The following is an 18,469-nucleotide window of genomic DNA, read 5'->3' as shown; positions in this document are numbered from 1 at the left end:
CACGCGGGCGTAGCTCAATGGTAGAGCCCTAGTCTTCCAAACTAGCTACGCGGGTTCGATTCCCGTCGCCCGCTCTCGAAAGAAACGGCCCTACCGGCGGAAACGCTGGTAGGGCCGTTTTTCGTGGCCCGTGTCATTCGCTTCGCATGACCTCTAGGCGGGTGCCTTCGCCGGGGACACGTGCGAGCGTGGCGCCGACCGCATGGTCACCCCTGGGCGGGACCCCGGCCTGTCAGCTGCCGGGGGTTCGCTCTCGGTAGCGGATTCCTGCGAATCTGCCTCAGCTTCGAGACCCTTCTCGTCGTTCCGACCCTCCGAGGGCGTCTCGGCGGAAAGTCGGTCGGGTTCATCGCTCACGCCAGCGACATCCGAGTCTGCCGTCTCGGCGATCTCCGTCGGCCCCTGTTCGCCCATATCCTCCTCGCCGCCATCGAAGGACACGTCGTCTCGATCACCGCCGCGGGCTCGTGCCGGCTCGGCGTCCGGCCGCTCTTCGGGCCGCTGCGCTCCTGGCACCTCGAACGGCCGCACGCGCTCCGCGGCGTCAGCGGGCGAGGACGTGTTCGCGCCGGACACCCGTCGACCCTCATCCATCTGCGAAACACGTTCCATCACCGACGTTTTGATCTCAGATGTCGCACTCCGGGTGACTGCGGACGAGCTCGCGTTCTTACCGGCGCCGACACCCAGTACCGACCCGACGAAGTTCGCCACCGCCTTGATGACCTGCGTGATCAGCTTCGGAACGAAGGCGACCGCCTGGCCGACCGCCCGGACGATCTGCTGGAAGAAGGCCGCCAGCGGGTTCACCGGCTGCGCCGTCGTCGGGCGCAGCTCTTTGATCAGGTCGGCGAGGACATCGGCGGCGAGCTTGGGCTGCCAGTCGTGGTCGAAGAGGCCGAGGTTCTTGTCGGGATCCAAGCTGCCGGGTTCGGTGTCCCGCGTCTGGTAGATGAACACCGGCCCTGCGCCGTCGATGTTCTGCCAGGTGCGCAGAAGATCCTCGATGAACGCCGCCTGCTGCTCCTGGGTGAGGACCACATTGCCGTCCAAAGTGGTTGTCGGTTGCCCATATTCGGTGATCCACACCTTGATATCGCCGTCGCCTTTTTCGATCATCAGCGCACGCAGTTGATCGAGTTGTTCGATCGGGTAATCGAAATGGGGCTGTCCCTGCCCACCGGAGAACGGCATGGAATACAGATACGGGTGGTACGAGAACGCGTCGAAGTAACCCTGGGCGCCCGCGTCGTACATTCCCGCCAAGAAGTCCACCGGGCTCATGGTCGAACCGTCGGGGCGGGTGGGGCCCGCCACCACCGACCCGGCGATCACCACCGCGGACGGGTCGGCCAGCTTGATCGCCTCGTAACCCTCTTGCAGCATTCGGGTGTAGGCAGCGGGGTCGACCGGATCCCAGAACAGGTTGGCGGTCGGTTCGTTCCAGATTTCGTAGGCCGAGATCCTGCCCGAGTATTTCTCGGCGACCTCGCTGACGAAGGTCCCGAACTTCACCGGGTCGGGGTGGCTGATCCACGCCGTCTCCTCCGGCGGCTGAGCGGCACCCGCCCACGGCGGTGTGTACAGGACGGTGCCCAGGATGCCCATGCCCCGCCGGTCGGCCGCTTCGACCATCCGGTCGATATTCTCCCATTTGAAGACGCCTTCTTCGGCTTCGACGTCCGCCCAGAAGATCCCGATCCGGACGTTCTTGACGCCGAGGCTCTGCATCGCGTCCAGAGTCCGTTCGATATCGGTCTCCGACATCAGGTAGAAGTCATGCCCCTCCGCGACACCGATGGTGCTCGGCGATTCCACGATGGCCGCCACCGGCAGCACCGCGTGCCTCGCCGCCCTCGCAGACCACTCGGTGCCGGGACCTCCGATACCACCGACAAGCGCCATCGACATCCCGGCACTCACGGCGATCACTGCGAGCCGTCTTGCCACACGTACCCGGCTTTGCATTGGGCGCCCCTCTCGCGGGGTCGAATCGACGGGGTGCCAAACCTAACAGCGCGTCGGCTCCGGTTTGCGTGATTTTGTTGTTTCCCGCGAGCACCGACCGCATCCCGCAACAGACGGCCGGGCCGATTCCTGTCGGTACGCTGGGACCATGAACGGCGTCTTGCTCATCCTCATCGTCCTCGTCATCGCGGCGATCGCATTCGTCGTCTACAGCTCCTCTCAAGCGAACGGCCGAAAGTCGGCCGAGTCGCTGGCCGACGCACAGGCCGACGCCCGCCGCGTGATCGAGCGGCTCGGCGGCCAGGTGCTGAACCTCAACGGCAACGACGACGCCTCCAAGCAGGCGATGGCCGATGCCTCCGAGCGCTACACCGCGGCCTCTTCGCAGATCGATCAGGCCACCACGGCCAAGCAGGCGCTGCTGGCCAAGGAGAGCGCCATCGAGGGTCTCTACTATGTGCGCGCCGCCCGCGTCGCGATGGGCATGGACCCCGGACCGGAGCTGGAATCCCTTGCCGGACAACGCACCGCCGGCAATGTCACCGAGGATCGGCGCGTCGAGTTCGAGGGTCGCCAGATCGAAGCCTCGCCGTCCCCGTCGGAGCGCACCCCGAACTATTACCCCGGCGGGCGCGTCGCCGGGCGTCCGGTCCCCGCGGGCTGGTACTCCGAACCGTGGTGGAAGCCCGCGCTCGTCGCGGGCGCCTGGGGTATCGGATCGGCGCTGCTGTTCAGCACGATGTTCAGCGGCATGAGCGGCGTCGGCTATGACGCCCAGGCCTTCGAAAACGGCTACGGCGACGGGTTCCAGGACGGGATGGACCAGGGCCAGCTCGGCGATGGCGGCGGTGCCGACCAGGCCGGCTGGGACGGCGGCGGCGACCAAGGCGGCTGGGATTCCGGCGGTTGGGACGGCGGCGGCGATTTCGGTGGCGGCGACTTCGGCGGAGATTTCGGCGGGTTCTGACCCTTCCCGATCAGAGCCGGCTCTCCAGCCGCGCGCTGACACCGGCCTCCTGCAGATCGAGGCGCTCCAGCATGGCGCGCACCGCCTCATCCTCGATGCGGCCCTCATCGCGTTCGGCGATCAGAGCGGCCCGCTGGGCCGCGAGCACCGAGCGGTACACAGTGGAGAAGATCTCGGCGCGTTTGGTGTGTGCCTCCGGATCGGGCATCGCATCGGCATCCTGGGAGTGCCGGGCGATGGTGGCCCGGATCTCGGCGACCAGCTGGGGATTGATCCCGGCCGGCGGATTGGCCCGGAACTCCGCGAGCACCTCATCGGCGGCGTCGTGGACCACCGTTTCGGCCTTGAGTTCCTCGGCCCGGTCGGCCTCGTGATCATCGTTGAACCGGGACAACTGCAGACGTTTGATCAGCAGCGGCAGCGTCCAGCCCTGGATCAGCAGGGTGCCGATGGCCACCACGAACGCCATCGCCTGGATGGTGGCCCGCTCCGGGAACGGCTCCCCGCTCGCCGTCGTCACCGGGATGGCGGCCGCGGCGGCCAGCGTCACCACCCCGCGCATCCCGGTCCACGAGACCACCACGTTCTCCTGCCAGGTCAGTGAGCGGCGGTCGATCTTGGACCGCCACTTCCCCGGCTCCCTGCGCGGTCTCCCCCGCCCCCGCCCGTCGCGCGCGTCGCCATCGGGAGCCGGCACGCTCCAGCGGGCCCCGACGTGGCGGGCCAGCTGACCGCGACCGAACATCAGCAGCACCGACAGCGGCCGGATCACCAACACAATCAGCAGCACGAGCGCCGAGGCCATCAGGACCTCCACCACCGATTCGTGGGCGGCGTGCAGATCGTCGAGCACAAAGCGCAGGTGCAGCCCGATGTAGGCGAACACGAACGCCTCCAGCAGCACGTCCACCGAGTTCCAGACGTAGCGCTCCTGCAACCGGGTCTGGTATCCCGCCGACAGGGTGCCGTTGCCGACGACGAATCCGGCGACGACCACTGCCAGCACACCCGAGGCGTGCATCTCCTCGGCCAGGATGAACGCCGCGAACGGCACCACGAGACCCTGCACGGTCTCCAGGCCCGGATTGGCCAGCCGCCTGCGGATCCACAGCGTGATGTAGCCGAGGACGCCGCCCACCACCGGCCCGAGCAGGGCGCTGTAGGTGAACAGCAGGAACGGGTTGTCGAAGAAGGTGTGAGTGCCTGCCACCTGTGCCACCGCGACGCTGAACAAGGTCAGCGCGGCGGCGTCGTTGATCAGGCTCTCCCCCGTCAGGATCGCCATCACCTTCTTGGGCAGCCCCAGTTTGCGGCCTAGGGCCACGGCGGTGACCGCATCCGGCGGGGCCACGATGGCGCCGAGCACCAGGGCGGTCGCGAACGTCAGCGGCACCACCACCAGCCAGGACGACACCAGCGCCACGGTGAAGGCGCTGACCACGACCAGTCCGACGCCCAGGCCGAGGATGGGCCGGATATTGCGCAGGAACGTCGGGAACGAAAAGTTCAGTGCCGCCGAATACAGCAGTGGCGGAAGCACCACCGTCAGCAGGATGTGCGAGTCCAGTTCCGGCGGTTCGAAATCCGGCATGAACGAGACCGCGATGCCCACCACCACGATGATCAGCGCGGGTTCGAGCCCCCGCCGATGCGCGATGGCGGTGACCACGATGGCTCCGACGACCACGAGAATGAGTTCCACTCCGGGGATTCTCCCTGGTGGTCTGGGTGACGGTGCCGTCGCGTCAGGTCTGGCAGGTGGAACACCAGAACACGTTGCGCGCCTCCAGTTCTGCGGTGCGCACCGTCGTGCCGCACACCCGGCAGGCGTCACCGGCCCGGCGGTAGACGTAGGTCCGCGGCCGGCCGGGCCGGTAGGACGGAGCGCCGCGGTCGTGCTCGGGGCGCACCACCACGATCTTGCCGCGGCGCACACCGACCTTCATCAGGGCCACCAGATCGGTCCACATGTCGTCGAACTCGTCGGCGGAGATATCGGTCCCGGGCCGGAACGGGTCGATGTGGTGGCGGTAGAGCAACTCACTGCGGTACACGTTGCCGACTCCGGCGATCACCTTCTGATCCATCAGCAGCCCACCGATGGTCCTGCGGGACTTGGCGATTCGCCTCCATGCCGGCGCCGGGTCGGCATCCGGGCGCAGCGGGTCGGGGCCCAACCGTGCCACCACGTCATCGACGGCGCCGGCGTCGATCACCTCGCACACCGTCGGCCCCCGCAGGTCGGTGCCGTACTCGGTGCCGATCATCCGCATCCGGACCTGCCCGACGGGCTCGTCGAGCGGCAGCGGCGCCTCGGTGAAGGTGCCGTAGAGCCCGAGGTGCACGTGCACGATGTGGCCGCCGTCGTAGTGGTGGAACAGATGCTTGCCCCAGGCATCGGCGCGGCGCAGCACCCGACCGCTCACGGCGTCCGCGCCCTCGGCGAAACGTTGTTGCGGGCTGGTCACGATGACCGGCTTACGACCGAACCTCTTCTGATGCAGCCGGGCGAGCCGGTGCAGGGTATGCCCTTCGGGCACGTCTAGGCGGGCGCGCCGGGCACCGGGGGTGCGATGTGGTCGACCTCGTAGGCCGCCAGGATGTCGATGCGGCGCTGGTGGCGTTCGGCCTCGGACCACGGGGTGGACAGGAAGGCGTCGACGATGGCGAGCGCCTCCTCCTCGGTGTGCATGCGACCGCCGAGACCCATCAGCTGCGCCTTGTTGTGCTGGCGGGCCAGCTGTGCGGTCTCCACACTCCAGGCCAGCGCACATCGGGCGCCGGGCACCTTGTTCGCGGCGATCTGCTCGCCGTTGCCGGATCCGCCGAGCACGATGCCCAGGCTGTCCGGATCGGCGACGGTCTTGACCGCGGCGTCGATGCAGAACGCCGGGTAGTCGTCCTCGGCGTCGTAGGTGTAGGCACCGCAGTCGATCGGCTCGTGGCCGTTGCTCTTGAGGTGCTCGATGATGGTCTTCTTGAACTCGAATCCGGCGTGGTCGGCACCGATGTAGACGCGCATGGCGGTAACCCTAACGTGTCGGCCGGTGGCCACCAGACCGTCTACCACGACGTCCAGCCCTACACCGAACTACGTCGTGATGCTGTCGAACCGCTCCTTGAATGACGGCCGACGACCGATCTGTCCGCTCCCGCGGGATCATGTGTCGCGATCACACCCAATTGCGCACGCCGGGAAGGTAACCCGCCGGCTTGTCGCCGACCTTCACACCCGGGCTGACGATCAGATTCTGATACCCCGGGGTGAACATCTTGTACACCGACTCCGGCGTCGGCTCCCCGGCGGCGTCCAACAACGCATGTAGTTCGCCGGGTATGACGAAGTCCAGCGCAGCCATCGTGGCCGCCAGCTGCTGTGCGCTGCTCGCACCCACGATCGCCGCCGCAACTCCGGGTCGGGTCGCCACCCAGTTGATCGCCACCTGCGCCATCGACACCCCCAACTCGGCGGAGACCCGGGCCAGTGGCTTGAGCAGCTCCCAATCTCGGTCGCGCAGATCCATCGACGCACCCGCACCCGTCAACCGGCCGTCGCCGCCGACTGCGCCCTTGTCCTCGGCGTGGTACTTGCCACTGAGGAAACCTTGCGCCAACGGACTCCAGGCGGTGACCCCGAGCCCGAGGTGCTGGCCCATCGGGACGTGTTCGGTCTCGATGGTGCGCTCGATCAGCGAGTACGGCAGCTGGATGTTGATCAGCGGGCTGAGATTGTTGGCGACGGCGAACGTCTGCGCCTGTGCCGCATACCAGGCCGGGGTGTCCGACAGCCCCGCGTACCGGATCTTGCCCGCCCGCACCAGGCTGTCGAACGTTTGCATGACCTCCTCCACCGGGGTCAGTCGGTCCCAGGAGTGCAGCAGATAGAGGTCGACATAATCGGTCTGCAGCCTGCGCAGCGACGCGTCCAGAGCACGGATCATGTGCTTGCGGCCATTGCCACCGCCATTGGGGTCACCGGGGAACATTCCATTGGTGAACTTGGTGGTCAACACGACGCTGTCGCGCACCCCGAACTCGTTGAGGAGCCCACCCAAAATGGTCTCGCTCTCTCCTTCGGTGTAGAAGTCGGCGGTGTCGATGAAATTGCCTCCGGCTTCCAGATACTGCCGAAGGATCGGCCTGGATTCCTCAAGCGTCTTTCCGTAGGCGGCCTGGTAGCCACTCGTACCGAAGTTCATCGTGCCAAGCGCCAGCGAGCTCACACGCAGCCCGGACCGTCCGAGGAGGTGATACCGATCAATTGTCATTTCGCACTCCCTTTGCATGCCGGTTCAGCGTCGAGTGCCAGCGTGCAGAACCCAAAATGGACTTGCAAGTCCATTTTTGAGACTCGCTATCCGGGCAGGTCAGCGGATGCGGAGGGTGCGGACGGGAATCACGAACAGGAAACTCTTGTAGCTGGTCGCGGCATCGGCCAACGCCCACCAGGCGACCAGGAAACCGGCCACCCCGAACGTCCGGCTACAGCATGCCGAGAAGCTCGACGTCGTTCCGGCCCGACATGGCTGCCAAGCCTGAATCGAACGTCAGCACGGCAAGACCGTGGCGGCGGGCCAACACCAGCAGGTGAGCATCGGTGATCTGGCGGTAGCCCGCGACCTGTAGGATATCGGCGTCTGCAAAGGACACGTCGCCTGTGACGAAGCGGTGCCCAGCCACACCACGCAACGCAGCGAGGACCTGACGCGCTTGCGGCACGCTGATCGGAGCGGACAGGACTCTTCGATTCGAGGACACTCGGACGAAGCCACTTTCGGTGACCGGGCAGGTGGCCCATCCATCGGCCGCACGCTCGGCGAAACCAGGACCGAATCACTGTGTGGTGGATATGGGAATCCCACGCCAGCGCCACCAGCGCGTTCACGTCGACCAGGATGGCACTCCTGGTGCGTCAGCCTTCGTCAAGCGCGCGACGCACCATGTCGGGGGCGATCGGTGCCGTACCTGCCGGGACGCGAATCACCGGGATGTCGTCGGCGGTCGCAACCTAGGCGGGAGTCAGTCCCTTCATGGCGAGTTCTGAGACAACGGATCCGCGAGCCGCCAGGCCATCGAGCAACACCTCGAGCAGACGTGGGGTGCGCTCGGCCCATTCGTCATCCTCGACGTGGGCCAAGAACCAGGACAGCAGGATCACATCGCGCGAGTCGATATCACCGCGCAGCACGCCGGCCTCGCGACCGGCAGCCAGCAACGCGTTGAGCGCCTCACCCAGCTTGCCCAGCGTCTGTGCCCCGAGGTCCTGCCACATCGAGGCCTCGACCGCGGCCATCACCCCGAACTTGACCCGCGCGTAGGCCGCGAGCTGGGTGAACCACAGTTCGAGCGCCTCACGCGGCGGGTGCTCATCGAGCAGCGCGTGGGCGAGGGCGACGAGTTCATCGATTTCTCCGTCATAGAGCGCGCGCACGAGCTCGTCACGGGTGGCGAAGTGACGGTAAAGCGTGGCCTGCCCGACGCCGGCCCGCCGCGCGACCGCGCTGAGTTTGAGCTCTCCGGGCTCGGTGATCAGTTGCCGGGCGGCCTCGATGATCGCGGCGCGACTGCGTGCCGCATCGGTGCGCTCGGACATGACCCACCCCTTCAGCTTGAAAACGGACAAACTGTCCGCTTATATGGAAACGGACAGTTTGTCCGTAATCACTCAGGAGGTTAACGATGGATTCGATCGTCGACAAGGTGGTGGCGATAACGGGCGCCAGCAGCGGGATCGGGGCGGCCGCGGCGCGCCGGCTCGCGGGCCGCGGGGCCGCCGTCGTCCTCGGTGCGCGCCGCGCCGACCGCCTGGACACGCTGGCCGGAGAGATCCGAGCGGCCGGGGGCCGGGCCAGTGTGGTGACGGTCGACGTCACCCGCGCCGAGGATCTGCAACGGCTCGTCGAGACTGCGGTATCCGAGTACGGACGGCTGGACGTGTTGGTCAGCAGTGCCGGGATCGGCCCGATCTCCCCGATGACCGCGCGCCGCCGCGCAGATTGGGACGCGATGATCGATGTCAATCTGCGCGGGGTGCTGCACGGTATCGACGCCGCCCTACCGGTTTTCCAGGACCAGGGGCGCGGCCACTTCGTCACCATCGTCTCGACCGCGGGGATCAAGATCGTGCCGACCATGGCGGTGTACGCGGCGACCAAGAACGCGGTGCGCACCCTGTTGGAAGGCCTGCGTCAGGAGTCCACCGACGGGACGCTGAAGACCACCGCGATCTCACCGGGTGTGGTGCGCACCGAGTTCGTCGATTCCATCACCGACCCCGGCATCCGCGCCGAAATCGGCGCCACGATGGGCACATCCGGGATCGAGCCGGACGCGATCGCACGGGCAATCGAGTACGTCATCGATCAGCCCTGGGAGGTCGAGATCGGTGAGCTCTCGATCCGGCCGACGGTCCAGGGCTGAGCACCGTTCCTCAACCGACCCGTGGCTTGATCTCCTCGATCACCCAGCGCGCGAAGTCCAGGTAGCCCTCGATATCGCCTACTCCCTGCGGGGGCACGGAGCTCACCGTGACGCCCAGTTCCGCCAACCTGCCCAATCGGTCGACTATCTGCTCGGCGCTCATCACCCGGCGGTCCGCCGCATCGCCGATTGCTTCGTGGCGCGCGTTGATGGGCGGCACCTTGACCGGAAACATCACATCGAAGGGCTTGTCGACGTACGTCGGTTGCGACTTGATGTAGTCGAGACGGGCCGGAATGTCGTCGGGGTCGCTCAGAAAGGGCCACCAGCCCGAACCGAACCGTGCTGCGCGCTTCAACGACGCCTCGACATCGCCGCCGATCCATATCGGGATATGCGGCCGCCGAACGGGTTTGGGCTCGAACGCGATATCGCGAAAGGAGACGTACTTGCCCTCGAACTCCGGGGTGTCGCTCGTCCACAACTCGATCATCGCGGCCAGATACTCGTCGCAGATCCGGCCCCGTTCCCGGAACGGAACGCCGACGGCCTGGAATTCCTCCTCCAGCCACCCGACTCCGACCGACATCATCATTCGGCCACTGCTCAACCAGTCGGCGGTGGCCAGGGCCTTGCCGAGGACGATCGGATTCTGCAGCGGCAGGATGGTGATGCATGAGTTCACCACGATGCGCTCGGTGGCTCCCGCGATATAGGCCTGCGCCGACGCCGCGTGGAAGTAGTGCGGCCCGGACACCTCCACGTGGTCGCGCGGGATGACGAAATGCTCTGGGACGGCGACCATGTCATAGCCCAGGTCGTCGGCCAGCTTGACCATCCGGGTTTGGTCCGCGCCGGTGACGCCCGCCTCCCACGGCTGCACCATCGCCTTGATCCGCAGCGTGTGCGGCAACCCGAAGGCGAACTTCACGCGGCATTCACCTCGGCTATGCGGTTCGCGGTCGGCACGCTCATTCGGGGAGTCCGATCGTCTTGATCGACAGGTACTCTCGGTAGCCTTCGGCTCCGTTGCGGTAGCCGAGGCCAGACTGCCCGGTGCCGCCGAACGGGCTGTTGATGCCGAAGTGACTCTTGGCGTTGATCGACACATTGCCGGTGCGAATCCGCTTGGCGACGGCCAATGCCCGGTCCACGTCGGCGCTGGACACCTCACCGGACAGGCCGTAGATCGTGTTGTTGGCGATCTCGATCGCCTCGTCCTCGGTGTCGTAGGGTGTGACGGTCAGCACCGGGCCGAAGATCTCTTCCTGGGCCACTCGCGAATCGGGGTCGACATCGGCGAGCAACGTCGGCTCGGTGTAGTAACCCACCGGCAGGTTCTCCGGGATGCCCCCACCGGTGATCAGCCGCGCACCTGACTCGATCCCGCTTCTGATCAGTTCGAGCACCTTCTGCCGTTGCTGCTCGCTGATCTGGGGGCCCTGCATGATCCCCGGCGTCCAGGGATCTCCGATAGGAAAGTTCTCCATCGAGACCTTCAGAATTTCCAGGCCCTCGTCGTAGCGGCTGCGCGGCAGCAGTATCCGGCTGGGCAGCACACACGACTGCCCGGACATCACACACGCCATCATCGCGGCGATGGGCAGCGCCGAAGTGAAATCGGCATCTTCGAGCACAACGTGAGCGGACTTGCCGCCGAGTTCCAGCAAGGTCTTCTTCACCGTGGGTGCACCGGCGGCCAGGACTGCCCGCCCGGTGGCGGTCGATCCGGTGAAGGTGATCATGTCCACGCAGGGGTCGGCCGACAACGCGGCACCGACGTCGTTGGCGTTCGAGGACACCACATTGAACACCCCGGCAGGAATATCGGTCTCCTCGGCAACGATGCGTCCCAGCTCGGTACCCGACCACGGTGTGAGTTGAGCCGGCTTGAGAACGACGGTGTTTCCGGCCATCAACGCCGGCATCGTCTCGGCGATGTTCAGGTAGAACGGCACATTCCACGGCGTGATGGCACCGACCACCCCCACTGGCTCGTAGTGCAATTGGCGGCGTGCGGGTCCCATCGGGGTGTCATGCAGTCCGGTGTGTACCACGTAGTCGAAGTCGCGACCGTACGCTGCCCAATGCCTGACCTCCTCGATGGGGCTCTCGATCTGCGAACCGGTCACCGTCACCGGGCACCCCACCTCGGTGACCAAGATCCGGCGCAGACGTTCGGTGTTGTTCTCCAGCGCGGCATGCAACTGCGACAGGCAGTGATGGCGGAATTCGACATCGCGCGACCAATCGGTGCCATCGAAGGCACGCCGGGCCGCTTCGACCGCGCGGGCCATATCGTCGACCGTTCCGTCCACGGCCTGACCGACCACCTGCTCATTCGCCGGGTGAACCACGTCGAACACGGCGCCGCTCGCCGTGCCCTGAAGTTCACCGCCGATCAGCATCCGACCGTCACCGGCCAGCACTCCGGTCTCCAGCGTCGTATCGCCCATCGATCATCACTCCTTGAATAAGGACCGACCGCAGCCGGTTTCGGACTTCTGTATGGCGTCGCCGAGGTATCAGTGCGCGCCGGCGATCCCCGCGACGACAGCGGCCATGATGCGGTCGAGTTCCCCGGCGTCGGTGATGGTGCCGTCGCCGGCGGTGAACGCCAGCATGATGCCGCTGATCAGTTGGGTCAGCACATAGGCCTGCTGGTCGAGCACCATCCGCGGGATGGCAGCGCCCTGGGGGTTCATCCGCTCGACGAAGTCGCGGATCAAACCCAGGAAGCGGTCGGAATTGCTGTGCACAACAGCGGCCAGATCAGGATCGCGGTTGGCTTGCAGCATGAGCTCGTACCGGGCCTTCGTCCTCGCGAACGGCTCGCCCGTCGCCGCCGCCATCACCAGCCTGGCCAGTCCGGACGGGCCGGGTGCCGCATTCGCCTGAAATTCGGTCGCCGCGGTGAGTTCGGACAGATCCCGCTCGGCGACGCGCTGGGCCAGCGCGTGCACCAGTGCAGACCGGGTCCGGAAGTAAAACGACGTCGTGCCGTCGGGCAGGGCAAGACGGCGGTCGACCTTCAGGTGACTGAGCCCCTTCACGCCGTCCTCGGCCAAGAGTTCGATTGCCGCGTCGCATATTTCACGACGCCGCGAGTCGGGGTCGGGTTTGCGCCGGTTCCCCGGGGGCGCTTCCGGGCTGGTGGCGTTCATCGGCATGACTAGCGACCGCTCTCCCGAGAGATATGGGCCAGGTCACATCGCGACATCTCTCTACTATCGTAGAGTCGTGCCGGAATGTCCAGCGATCTGAGGAGACCGGCCCATGAGCCTGCACATCGATCTGTCCGGACGCCGCGCGCTGATCACCGGCGCCGGCCAGGGGGTCGGGCGCGGCCTGGCCCTTGCATTTGCGTCGGCCGGCGCCGAAATTCTGGTCAACGATCTGCGGCCGGACCTCGCCGATGCGGTCGTCGCCGATGTGCGAGACGCAGGTTGGGCAGCGCAGCCGGCACCCTTCGACGTCACCGACTACGACGCGGTGACCGCCGCCCTCGCAGCCACAGACTCGGTCGACATCCTGGTGAACAATGCCGGCAATGCCGGAGCGCACGGGTTCGGTACCCGCGGACGATTCGCCGAATCGGCACCGCAGGACTGGGAGCCTTACCTGCGCGTGAATCTCTACGGAGTGCTCTACTGCACGCGTGCCGTCCTGCCGGACATGATCGCCGCCCGATGGGGGCGCGTCATCACGATCGTCTCAGATGCCGGCCGGGTCGGCGATCCCAGCTCTGCCGTGTATGCCGCGTCCAAGGCCGGGGCAGCAGGATTCACGCGGTCCGTCGCGCTCGAACACGGCCGATACGGGATCACCGCCAACAACGTCGCGCTCGGCACCATGCGCACACCCGCCACCGAATCGCTCTGGGCCGAGCCCGATTCGCCGCAGGCCTCGTCGATCCTGCGGAACTATGTCGTACGCCGCCCCGGCCTGCCCCAGGACGTCGCTCCGCTCGCGGCGATGCTGGCAAGCGATCACGGCGCCTGGATCACCGGCCAGACCATCCCGGTCAACGGCGGCTTCTCGTTCGCCCAGTGAGTCAGGACACGGTGATGGCGTCCAGGCGTTCCTTGATGAAATCGGCCGAGGTCACCGAAGCCAGCCCGGACACCCGGCCGATCGGCGGCTCCAGCGGTGTGACGATCGCGTCGTGGTTGGCCTCGTAGAAGTAGATCAGCGAGACCAGATCCTCTTCGGGGGCGTGCGGCTGCGGCGGCAACACCCGGTGCCGCCCCGACGGCCAGCGCCGCCCACTCCAGTATTCCAGCAGGTCACCGATGTTGACGGTCAGCGCGCCGGGCTCCCAGGGCGCGTCCTCCCACCCTTCGGCCTCCGAATACACCTGTAGGCCACCGGCTCCCGGCTCACGATCCAGCACGGTGACGGTACCGAAGTCGGTGTGCGGGCCGATCCGGAACTGCCCCGGCTCGGGCTCACCGACCACGCTCACCGGCGGGTAGTGGTTGATGTTCATCGTCCAGGTGGGCCTGCTCGCCAACGCCACGAACGGGTTGTCCGACAGCCCCAGCGCCCGGGCGAACAGCGCGAGCAGGTCATCGGAGAGTCGACGCATGGCCGTGGTGTACTCGTCGACCAGGCTCTGCAGGTGCGCCACCTCGGCAGGCCAGACGTTGGGCGCGAACCAAATTCGGTCCACCTCCGGGTCCCCGGTGCGTGTTTCGGCACCCAGGCTGAAGCTCTCCTTCAGATCGGGCGGGGTTTCGGTGCCCTCGGCGTAGGCGTTGGCTTCCGCGCCAGGGCCGATCCAGCCATGTCCGCCGACCGGCACCGAATAGCGGTGCTTGACCTCGTCGGGCAGCGCGAAGAACTCCCGGCTGGCCGCGCGCACCCGCGCGGCCAGTCCGGCGTCGACACCGTGGCCGGTGACCACGATGAACCCGGCCCGCTGCAATCCCTCGTCGACCTCGGCCGCCAGCGCGTCGGCGTCATCGCCACCGGCGTACCAGCGTGAGATGTCCACCGTGGCAATGGCACTCATTCGGCCACCCCGATATCCTCGTTCCACAGTTCCGGGTGCTCGGCGATGAACTCCTCCATCATCGTCACGCAGCGCTGATCCTCGAGCAGCGTGACCTGCACCCCGTTCTCGGCCAGCCAGTCATGCCCACCGGAGAACGTCTTGGCCTCCCCGATGACGACGGCACCGATGTTGAACTGGCGCACCAGCCCGCTGCAGTACCAGCACGGCGACAGTGTCGTCACCATCACCGTCGACCGGTAGTCGCGCTGGCGCCCGGCGTTGCGGAACGCGTCGGTCTCGCCGTGCACGGACGGATCGTCATTCTGCACGCGCCGGTTGTGCCCGCTGCCCAGCAGCACACCGTCGGCGGTGAACAGCGCCGCGCCGATCGGAATCCCACCTTCGGCCAACCCTTTTCGAGCCTCCCCGACGGCGACGTCGAGCATGTCCTCAGGACTCACAAAGCCACCTGTTCCGCTTGGATTTTGGACCGGCACAACACCAGATAGCTGCCCGCCGCGAGGACGAACCCGACGAAGAAGCCGATATCGCCCAGCTCGGGCACCGCGCGGACCACGAATCCCACGAACAACTCCTGGTTGCAGAACAGCAGCACCGACACCACCAGACCGATCAGGAACGACAGTAGCCCCGGCCAGTTGGAGTAGTTGCGGTCATAGAGAAATCCGTCCACCCGATGCCCGCGGCGCAGGTACTGATCGGCGAACACGACACCCAGCCACGGGCCGACCCAGTAGGCGATCACGAACAGGAAGCTCTTGTAGCTGGTCGCGGCATCGGCCAGCGCCCACCAGGCGACCAGGAACCCGGCCACGCCGAAGAACACCGTGGCCAGCGCCCGCGCGATGTGCGCGGGCAGCGTGATCCCGGTGGTGACGAAGGCCATCCCGGCCGAATACACATTGATCGCGTTGGCGGCGATGGCGCCGACGGTGATGGCCAGCAGGGTGGCCGCGGCCAGCCAGGCCGGCAGTGAACTGGTGAACGCGTCCGTCGGATTGTCGGTGGCCGCGGTGACGATGGTGACCGAGGCAGCGCCGACGATCGCCAGGATGGTGCACGCCGAGAACAGGCCCGCGGCGGCGAACAAACCGGTGCGCACCGGGGAGACCGTGGCCGGCAGGTAGCGGCTGAAATCGGCGGCGTACGGCGCCCATCCGGCGACATAGCCGAAGGTGGTGCCCACCGTCAGCAGGAAGCCGCCCAGCCCGCCGACACCGCCGTCGACGGCGGGTGCGCCCAGATCGGCCTGGGTCAAGATGACCACCGAGGTGATCGCGAAAATCACCGCGAGCACCGGGAACGCCCAGCGCTCGAAGGCCTGCACCAGGTTGTGCCCGAAGAAGGCCAGCGCGGTCTGCACGACGACCACCAGGACAAGGGCCAGCAGCGGGCCGATTCCGAACAACGTCGAGAGCGCGAACGCGCCGCTGACACTGTTGGTGGCGAACCAGCCGACACCGGCGGTCACCGCCATCAGCACCGAGGGCACCGCGTTGCCCTTGAAACCGAACGGCAACCGGCCGATCACCATCTGCGGGACACCGAGTTGCGGCCCACGCGCGGACAGGAAGTAATGCGCCACGGCGCCCAGGCCCGCACCGACGATGATGCCGGCCGCGGCCTGCCAGAAACTCATGCCGAAGTACGAGACGGCGAGCACGCCCAGGAAGATGGTGGCGAACTCCAGGTTGGGAGACGCCCAGGTCCACAACAGTTGACTCGGGCGACCGTGGCGGTCGGCCTCGGCGATGAACTCGTTGCCACCCGGTTCGACCGCGACGAGGCGGTCCCGGTAGGTGCCGTCGGTGCTGGGTTCAGCCGCTGTCATTCTGAGCACTTTGACGCGCGCGGCACATGCTTGCAACCGGAACGACCCAATGTCACACCTTCGGATTCAGTCGTCGTACTCCCCCGCTACACCCGTGCGTCCACCGTTGTTCACCTGTTAATGCTGTGCCCGACAAGCTATTCCGCAGGTCAGCGGGCGCGCTAGGGTGTCCTTCGCAATCGGCAGACAGGGAGACTCGAATGGGCAGCACAACCGCGGCCTCGATACGGCAGGCGATCGCGGCTGAGGACATGTCCGCCTGGCTGCGATCGGTCAAGGATCCCGCCGAGCGCACCCATCAGCTCGCCAAGCTGCCCGCCGAGGAGCTACGCGCGCTCGGCGCCCTGCTCGATCAGCGGGGCGCCACCGACCTGTTCGAGTCGATCGATGACGCCTTGGCCGCTCGAGTGCTCGAAGCGATGCACGCCCGGGATGCCGCCGACCTGGTGAACGTGCTGGACCTCGACCACGCCGCCGACGTCCTGCGCGATATCAAGGCCGGCCCGCGCGAGCAACTGCTGTCCGCGCTGCCGCAGGACCGCGCGGAGGCGCTGCGCGGCCTGCTGAGTTGGCCGCAGGACTCGGTGGCCGCGCACATGGTGCCCGAGGCATTGACGGTGCGGCCCGCGATGACCATCGGCCAAGCGGTCGCCGCCCTGCGCGATGACGCCGCGACCTCACGCAGCGATTCCCGGACGGGCGCTTACGTTTACGTCACCGATGACGACAATCGCCTCCTCGGTGTGGTGGCGTTTCGCGACCTGGTGCTGAGCGATCCGCACGACACGGTGTCGGCGCTGACGAACAGCGACGTGTTGTCGGTGTCCCCGCTGACCGACGCCGAGGAGGCCGCGCAGGCGCTGATGGACCACAACCTGGTCGCGGTTCCGGTGGTGGATGCCGACAACCGGCTACTCGGGATCCTGACCGAGAACACCGCCGGTGACATCACCGAGGAGGAGGTCACCGAGGACGCCGAACGCCAGGGCGGCTCGGAGCCGCTGGAGGTGCCCTACCTGCGGGCCTCGCCGTGGCTGTTGTGGCGCAAACGCATCGGATGGTTGCTGCTGCTGTTCGTCGCCGAGGCCTACACCGGGACGGTGCTGCGGCACTTCGAGGAGGAGATGGAGGCCGTCGTCGCGCTGGCCTTCTTCATCCCGCTGCTCATCGGCACCGGAGGCAACACCGGCACCCAGATCACCACCACGCTGGTGCGAGCGATGGCCACCGGTCAGGTCCGGCTGCGCGATGTGCCCGCCGTGCTGGCCAAGGAGATGTCCACCGGCATGATGATCGCGCTGACCATGGCGCTGGCGGCCTTGATCCGCTCCTGGATGCTGGGTGTGGGCCCAGAGATCACGCTGACGGTGTGCCTGACCGTCGCCGCCATCGTGCTGTGGTCCTCGTTCGTGGCGTCGATCCTACCGCCGGTGCTCAAGAAGGTGCGCGTCGATCCGGCCGTGGTGTCGGCGCCGATGATCGCCACCATCGTCGACGGCACCGGCCTGATCATCTACTTCATGATCGCCCACGCCACGCTGTCGCAGCTGCAGGGGCTGTGACTAGTCGAATTCCGGCGACTCGTGCCGGGTGCGCTTGAGCTCGAAGAAGTGCGGGTAGGAGGCGAAGATCACCGAGGCGTCCCACAGCTTGCCGGCTTCCTCACCGCGCGGGATCCGCGAGAGCACCGGGCCGAAGAACGCGACGCCGTTGACGTGGATGGTGGGGGTGCCGACGTCATCGCCGACGGCGTCCATGCCTTCGTGGTGGCTCTTGCGCAACGCGTCGTCGTAGGCGTCGCTGGTTGCGGCCTGGGCCAGTTCGGCGGGCAGGCCGGCCTGCTCCAGCGACTTGGTGATGACGTCGTCGAAGTCCTTGTTGCCCTCGTTGTGGATCAACGTGCCCATGGCGGTGTACAGCGGTGACAGCACCTCCGAACCGTGGGCCTGCTCGGCGGCGATCGCCACCCGTACCGGACCCCAGGCCTTCTGCATCATCTCCTGGTAGTTCTCCGGCAGGTCGCGGCCCTCATTGAGCACCGCGAGGCTCATCACGTGGAAGTTCACCTCGATATCGCGGACCTTCTCCACCTCGAGGATCCAGCGCGAGGTGATCCAGCACCACGGGCACAGCGGGTCGAACCAGAAACCTGCGGTGTCCTTCTGAACCGTCTCCTGAGCCATCGGCTGAGTCCTCTCAGTACGTGCGGGCAGTCTCCACAACGGCACAACTGTCGCCGCTCGGCATATGTTCCCCGGCTGCGACT

Annotated in this window: 18 protein-coding genes and 1 tRNA gene; 5 read left to right on the top strand and 14 right to left on the bottom strand. The window is 66.7% G+C overall.

Going from position 1 to position 18,469, the window contains the following annotated elements; genetic code table 11:
* Nucleotides 1-3 precede the first annotated feature (3 nt).
* Nucleotides 4-74, top strand: a tRNA-Gly gene (locus EXE63_RS25030).
* Between the two features lie 79 nt (nt 75-153).
* Here EXE63_RS25030 and EXE63_RS25025 read toward each other — a convergent pair.
* The gene (locus EXE63_RS25025) at nt 154-1,932 is read right to left on the bottom strand and encodes a cellulase family glycosylhydrolase (protein ID WP_168144156.1); all 1,779 of its coding nucleotides are present in this window, start codon (nt 1,930-1,932) and stop codon (nt 154-156) included.
* 184 nt (nt 1,933-2,116) lie between these two features.
* On the opposite strand from EXE63_RS25025, the gene EXE63_RS25020 reads away from it, so the two are divergent.
* On the top strand, nt 2,117-2,935 hold the full coding sequence (locus tag EXE63_RS25020) for a DUF1542 domain-containing protein (RefSeq protein ID WP_168144155.1): 819 nt from the start codon (nt 2,117-2,119) through the stop codon (nt 2,933-2,935).
* 10 nt (nt 2,936-2,945) lie between these two features.
* Here EXE63_RS25020 and EXE63_RS25015 read toward each other — a convergent pair whose 3' ends face one another.
* From EXE63_RS25015 to EXE63_RS24990, 6 genes are all read right to left on the bottom strand, one after another.
* Nucleotides 2,946-4,637: a cation:proton antiporter gene (locus EXE63_RS25015; protein ID WP_168144154.1), complete on the bottom strand. Its 1,692-nt coding sequence runs from the start codon at nt 4,635-4,637 to the stop codon at nt 2,946-2,948.
* A gap of 43 nt (nt 4,638-4,680) precedes the next feature.
* Entirely contained in the window at nt 4,681-5,475 is a 795-nt protein-coding gene (locus tag EXE63_RS25010; RefSeq protein ID WP_168144153.1) for an Fpg/Nei family DNA glycosylase, read from the bottom strand.
* Nucleotides 5,476-5,477: 2 nt separating this feature from the next.
* Entirely contained in the window at nt 5,478-5,957 is a 480-nt protein-coding gene (locus EXE63_RS25005) for a ribose-5-phosphate isomerase (protein ID WP_168144152.1), read from the bottom strand.
* A gap of 151 nt (nt 5,958-6,108) precedes the next feature.
* The gene (locus tag EXE63_RS25000; protein ID WP_168144151.1) at nt 6,109-7,203 is read right to left on the bottom strand and encodes an aldo/keto reductase; all 1,095 of its coding nucleotides are present in this window, start codon (nt 7,201-7,203) and stop codon (nt 6,109-6,111) included.
* Nucleotides 7,204-7,417: 214 nt separating this feature from the next.
* Entirely contained in the window at nt 7,418-7,693 is a 276-nt protein-coding gene (locus EXE63_RS24995) for a PIN domain-containing protein (RefSeq protein ID WP_234904260.1), read from the bottom strand.
* A gap of 250 nt (nt 7,694-7,943) precedes the next feature.
* Nucleotides 7,944-8,528: a TetR/AcrR family transcriptional regulator gene (locus tag EXE63_RS24990; protein ID WP_168144150.1), complete on the bottom strand. Its 585-nt coding sequence runs from the start codon at nt 8,526-8,528 to the stop codon at nt 7,944-7,946.
* An 86-nt stretch (nt 8,529-8,614) separates the two neighbouring features.
* Between EXE63_RS24990 and EXE63_RS24985 the strand changes: the two genes are divergently transcribed.
* Nucleotides 8,615-9,355: an SDR family oxidoreductase gene (locus tag EXE63_RS24985; protein ID WP_168144149.1), complete on the top strand. Its 741-nt coding sequence runs from the start codon at nt 8,615-8,617 to the stop codon at nt 9,353-9,355.
* A gap of 10 nt (nt 9,356-9,365) precedes the next feature.
* On the opposite strand, the gene EXE63_RS24980 is transcribed toward EXE63_RS24985, so the two are convergent.
* From EXE63_RS24980 to EXE63_RS24970, 3 genes are all read right to left on the bottom strand, one after another.
* On the bottom strand, nt 9,366-10,286 hold the full coding sequence (locus EXE63_RS24980) for a TIGR03619 family F420-dependent LLM class oxidoreductase (RefSeq protein ID WP_168144148.1): 921 nt from the start codon (nt 10,284-10,286) through the stop codon (nt 9,366-9,368).
* 40 nt (nt 10,287-10,326) lie between these two features.
* Nucleotides 10,327-11,811 (bottom strand): aldehyde dehydrogenase family protein, encoded by a 1,485-nt coding sequence (locus EXE63_RS24975; protein WP_168144147.1) that lies wholly within the window; start codon nt 11,809-11,811, stop codon nt 10,327-10,329.
* A 69-nt stretch (nt 11,812-11,880) separates the two neighbouring features.
* Nucleotides 11,881-12,525 (bottom strand): TetR/AcrR family transcriptional regulator, encoded by a 645-nt coding sequence (locus EXE63_RS24970; RefSeq protein WP_234904259.1) that lies wholly within the window; start codon nt 12,523-12,525, stop codon nt 11,881-11,883.
* A gap of 106 nt (nt 12,526-12,631) precedes the next feature.
* On the opposite strand from EXE63_RS24970, the gene EXE63_RS24965 reads away from it, so the two are divergent.
* Nucleotides 12,632-13,408 carry an SDR family NAD(P)-dependent oxidoreductase gene (locus EXE63_RS24965; protein WP_168144146.1) on the top strand — a complete coding sequence of 259 codons (777 nt, stop codon included), beginning with the start codon at nt 12,632-12,634 and terminating at the stop codon, nt 13,406-13,408.
* A gap of 1 nt (nt 13,409) precedes the next feature.
* Here EXE63_RS24965 and EXE63_RS24960 read toward each other — a convergent pair whose 3' ends face one another.
* The 3 genes from EXE63_RS24960 to EXE63_RS24950 are packed head-to-tail and all read right to left on the bottom strand — an operon-like array spanning nt 13,410 to nt 16,203.
* A complete protein-coding gene (locus EXE63_RS24960; protein ID WP_168144145.1) occupies nt 13,410-14,369 on the bottom strand; it encodes an isopenicillin N synthase family dioxygenase in 960 nt (319 codons plus the stop codon).
* A complete protein-coding gene (locus EXE63_RS24955; protein ID WP_168145760.1) occupies nt 14,366-14,797 on the bottom strand; it encodes a nucleoside deaminase in 432 nt (143 codons plus the stop codon). Before EXE63_RS24955 ends, EXE63_RS24960 begins: the two co-directional genes overlap by 4 nt.
* Before the next feature lie 11 nt (nt 14,798-14,808).
* Nucleotides 14,809-16,203, bottom strand: a complete 1,395-nt coding sequence (locus EXE63_RS24950; protein ID WP_168144144.1) for a purine-cytosine permease family protein — start codon at nt 16,201-16,203, stop codon at nt 14,809-14,811.
* 200 nt (nt 16,204-16,403) lie between these two features.
* On the opposite strand from EXE63_RS24950, the gene mgtE reads away from it, so the two are divergent.
* Entirely contained in the window at nt 16,404-17,765 is a 1,362-nt protein-coding gene (mgtE, locus tag EXE63_RS24945; RefSeq protein WP_168144143.1) for a magnesium transporter, read from the top strand.
* Here mgtE and EXE63_RS24940 read toward each other — a convergent pair whose 3' ends face one another.
* Nucleotides 17,766-18,386 (bottom strand): mycothiol-dependent nitroreductase Rv2466c family protein, encoded by a 621-nt coding sequence (locus EXE63_RS24940; protein WP_168144142.1) that lies wholly within the window; start codon nt 18,384-18,386, stop codon nt 17,766-17,768.
* Between the last annotated feature and the right edge of the window lie 83 nt (nt 18,387-18,469).

The organism is Mycolicibacterium frederiksbergense, assembly GCF_012223425.1.
Classification (GTDB): Bacteria; Actinomycetota; Actinomycetes; order Mycobacteriales; family Mycobacteriaceae; genus Mycobacterium; species Mycobacterium frederiksbergense.
Note: the sequence above shows the minus strand (reverse complement) of the source record. Positions and strands in the feature narration are given on the sequence as shown.

Bases quoted from the DNA above. Each gene is read 5' to 3' on its own strand.
- EXE63_RS25020 (WP_168144155.1), top strand. From the start codon at position 2,117: ATGAACGGCGTCTTGCTCATCCTCATCGTCCTCGTCATCGCGGCGATC.
- EXE63_RS25005 (WP_168144152.1), bottom strand. From the start codon at position 5,957: ATGCGCGTCTACATCGGTGCCGACCACGCCGGATTCGAGTTCAAGAAG.
- EXE63_RS25000 (WP_168144151.1), bottom strand. From the start codon at position 7,203: ATGACAATTGATCGGTATCACCTCCTCGGACGGTCCGGGCTGCGTGTG.
- EXE63_RS24990 (WP_168144150.1), bottom strand. From the start codon at position 8,528: ATGTCCGAGCGCACCGATGCGGCACGCAGTCGCGCCGCGATCATCGAG.
- EXE63_RS24985 (WP_168144149.1), top strand. From the start codon at position 8,615: ATGGATTCGATCGTCGACAAGGTGGTGGCGATAACGGGCGCCAGCAGC.
- EXE63_RS24975 (WP_168144147.1), bottom strand. From the start codon at position 11,811: ATGGGCGATACGACGCTGGAGACCGGAGTGCTGGCCGGTGACGGTCGG.
- EXE63_RS24970 (WP_234904259.1), bottom strand. From the start codon at position 12,525: ATGCCGATGAACGCCACCAGCCCGGAAGCGCCCCCGGGGAACCGGCGC.
- EXE63_RS24965 (WP_168144146.1), top strand. From the start codon at position 12,632: ATGAGCCTGCACATCGATCTGTCCGGACGCCGCGCGCTGATCACCGGC.
- EXE63_RS24960 (WP_168144145.1), bottom strand. From the start codon at position 14,369: ATGAGTGCCATTGCCACGGTGGACATCTCACGCTGGTACGCCGGTGGC.
- EXE63_RS24955 (WP_168145760.1), bottom strand. From the start codon at position 14,797: ATGCTCGACGTCGCCGTCGGGGAGGCTCGAAAAGGGTTGGCCGAAGGT.
- EXE63_RS24950 (WP_168144144.1), bottom strand. From the start codon at position 16,203: ATGACAGCGGCTGAACCCAGCACCGACGGCACCTACCGGGACCGCCTC.
- mgtE (WP_168144143.1), top strand. From the start codon at position 16,404: ATGGGCAGCACAACCGCGGCCTCGATACGGCAGGCGATCGCGGCTGAG.
- EXE63_RS24940 (WP_168144142.1), bottom strand. From the start codon at position 18,386: ATGGCTCAGGAGACGGTTCAGAAGGACACCGCAGGTTTCTGGTTCGAC.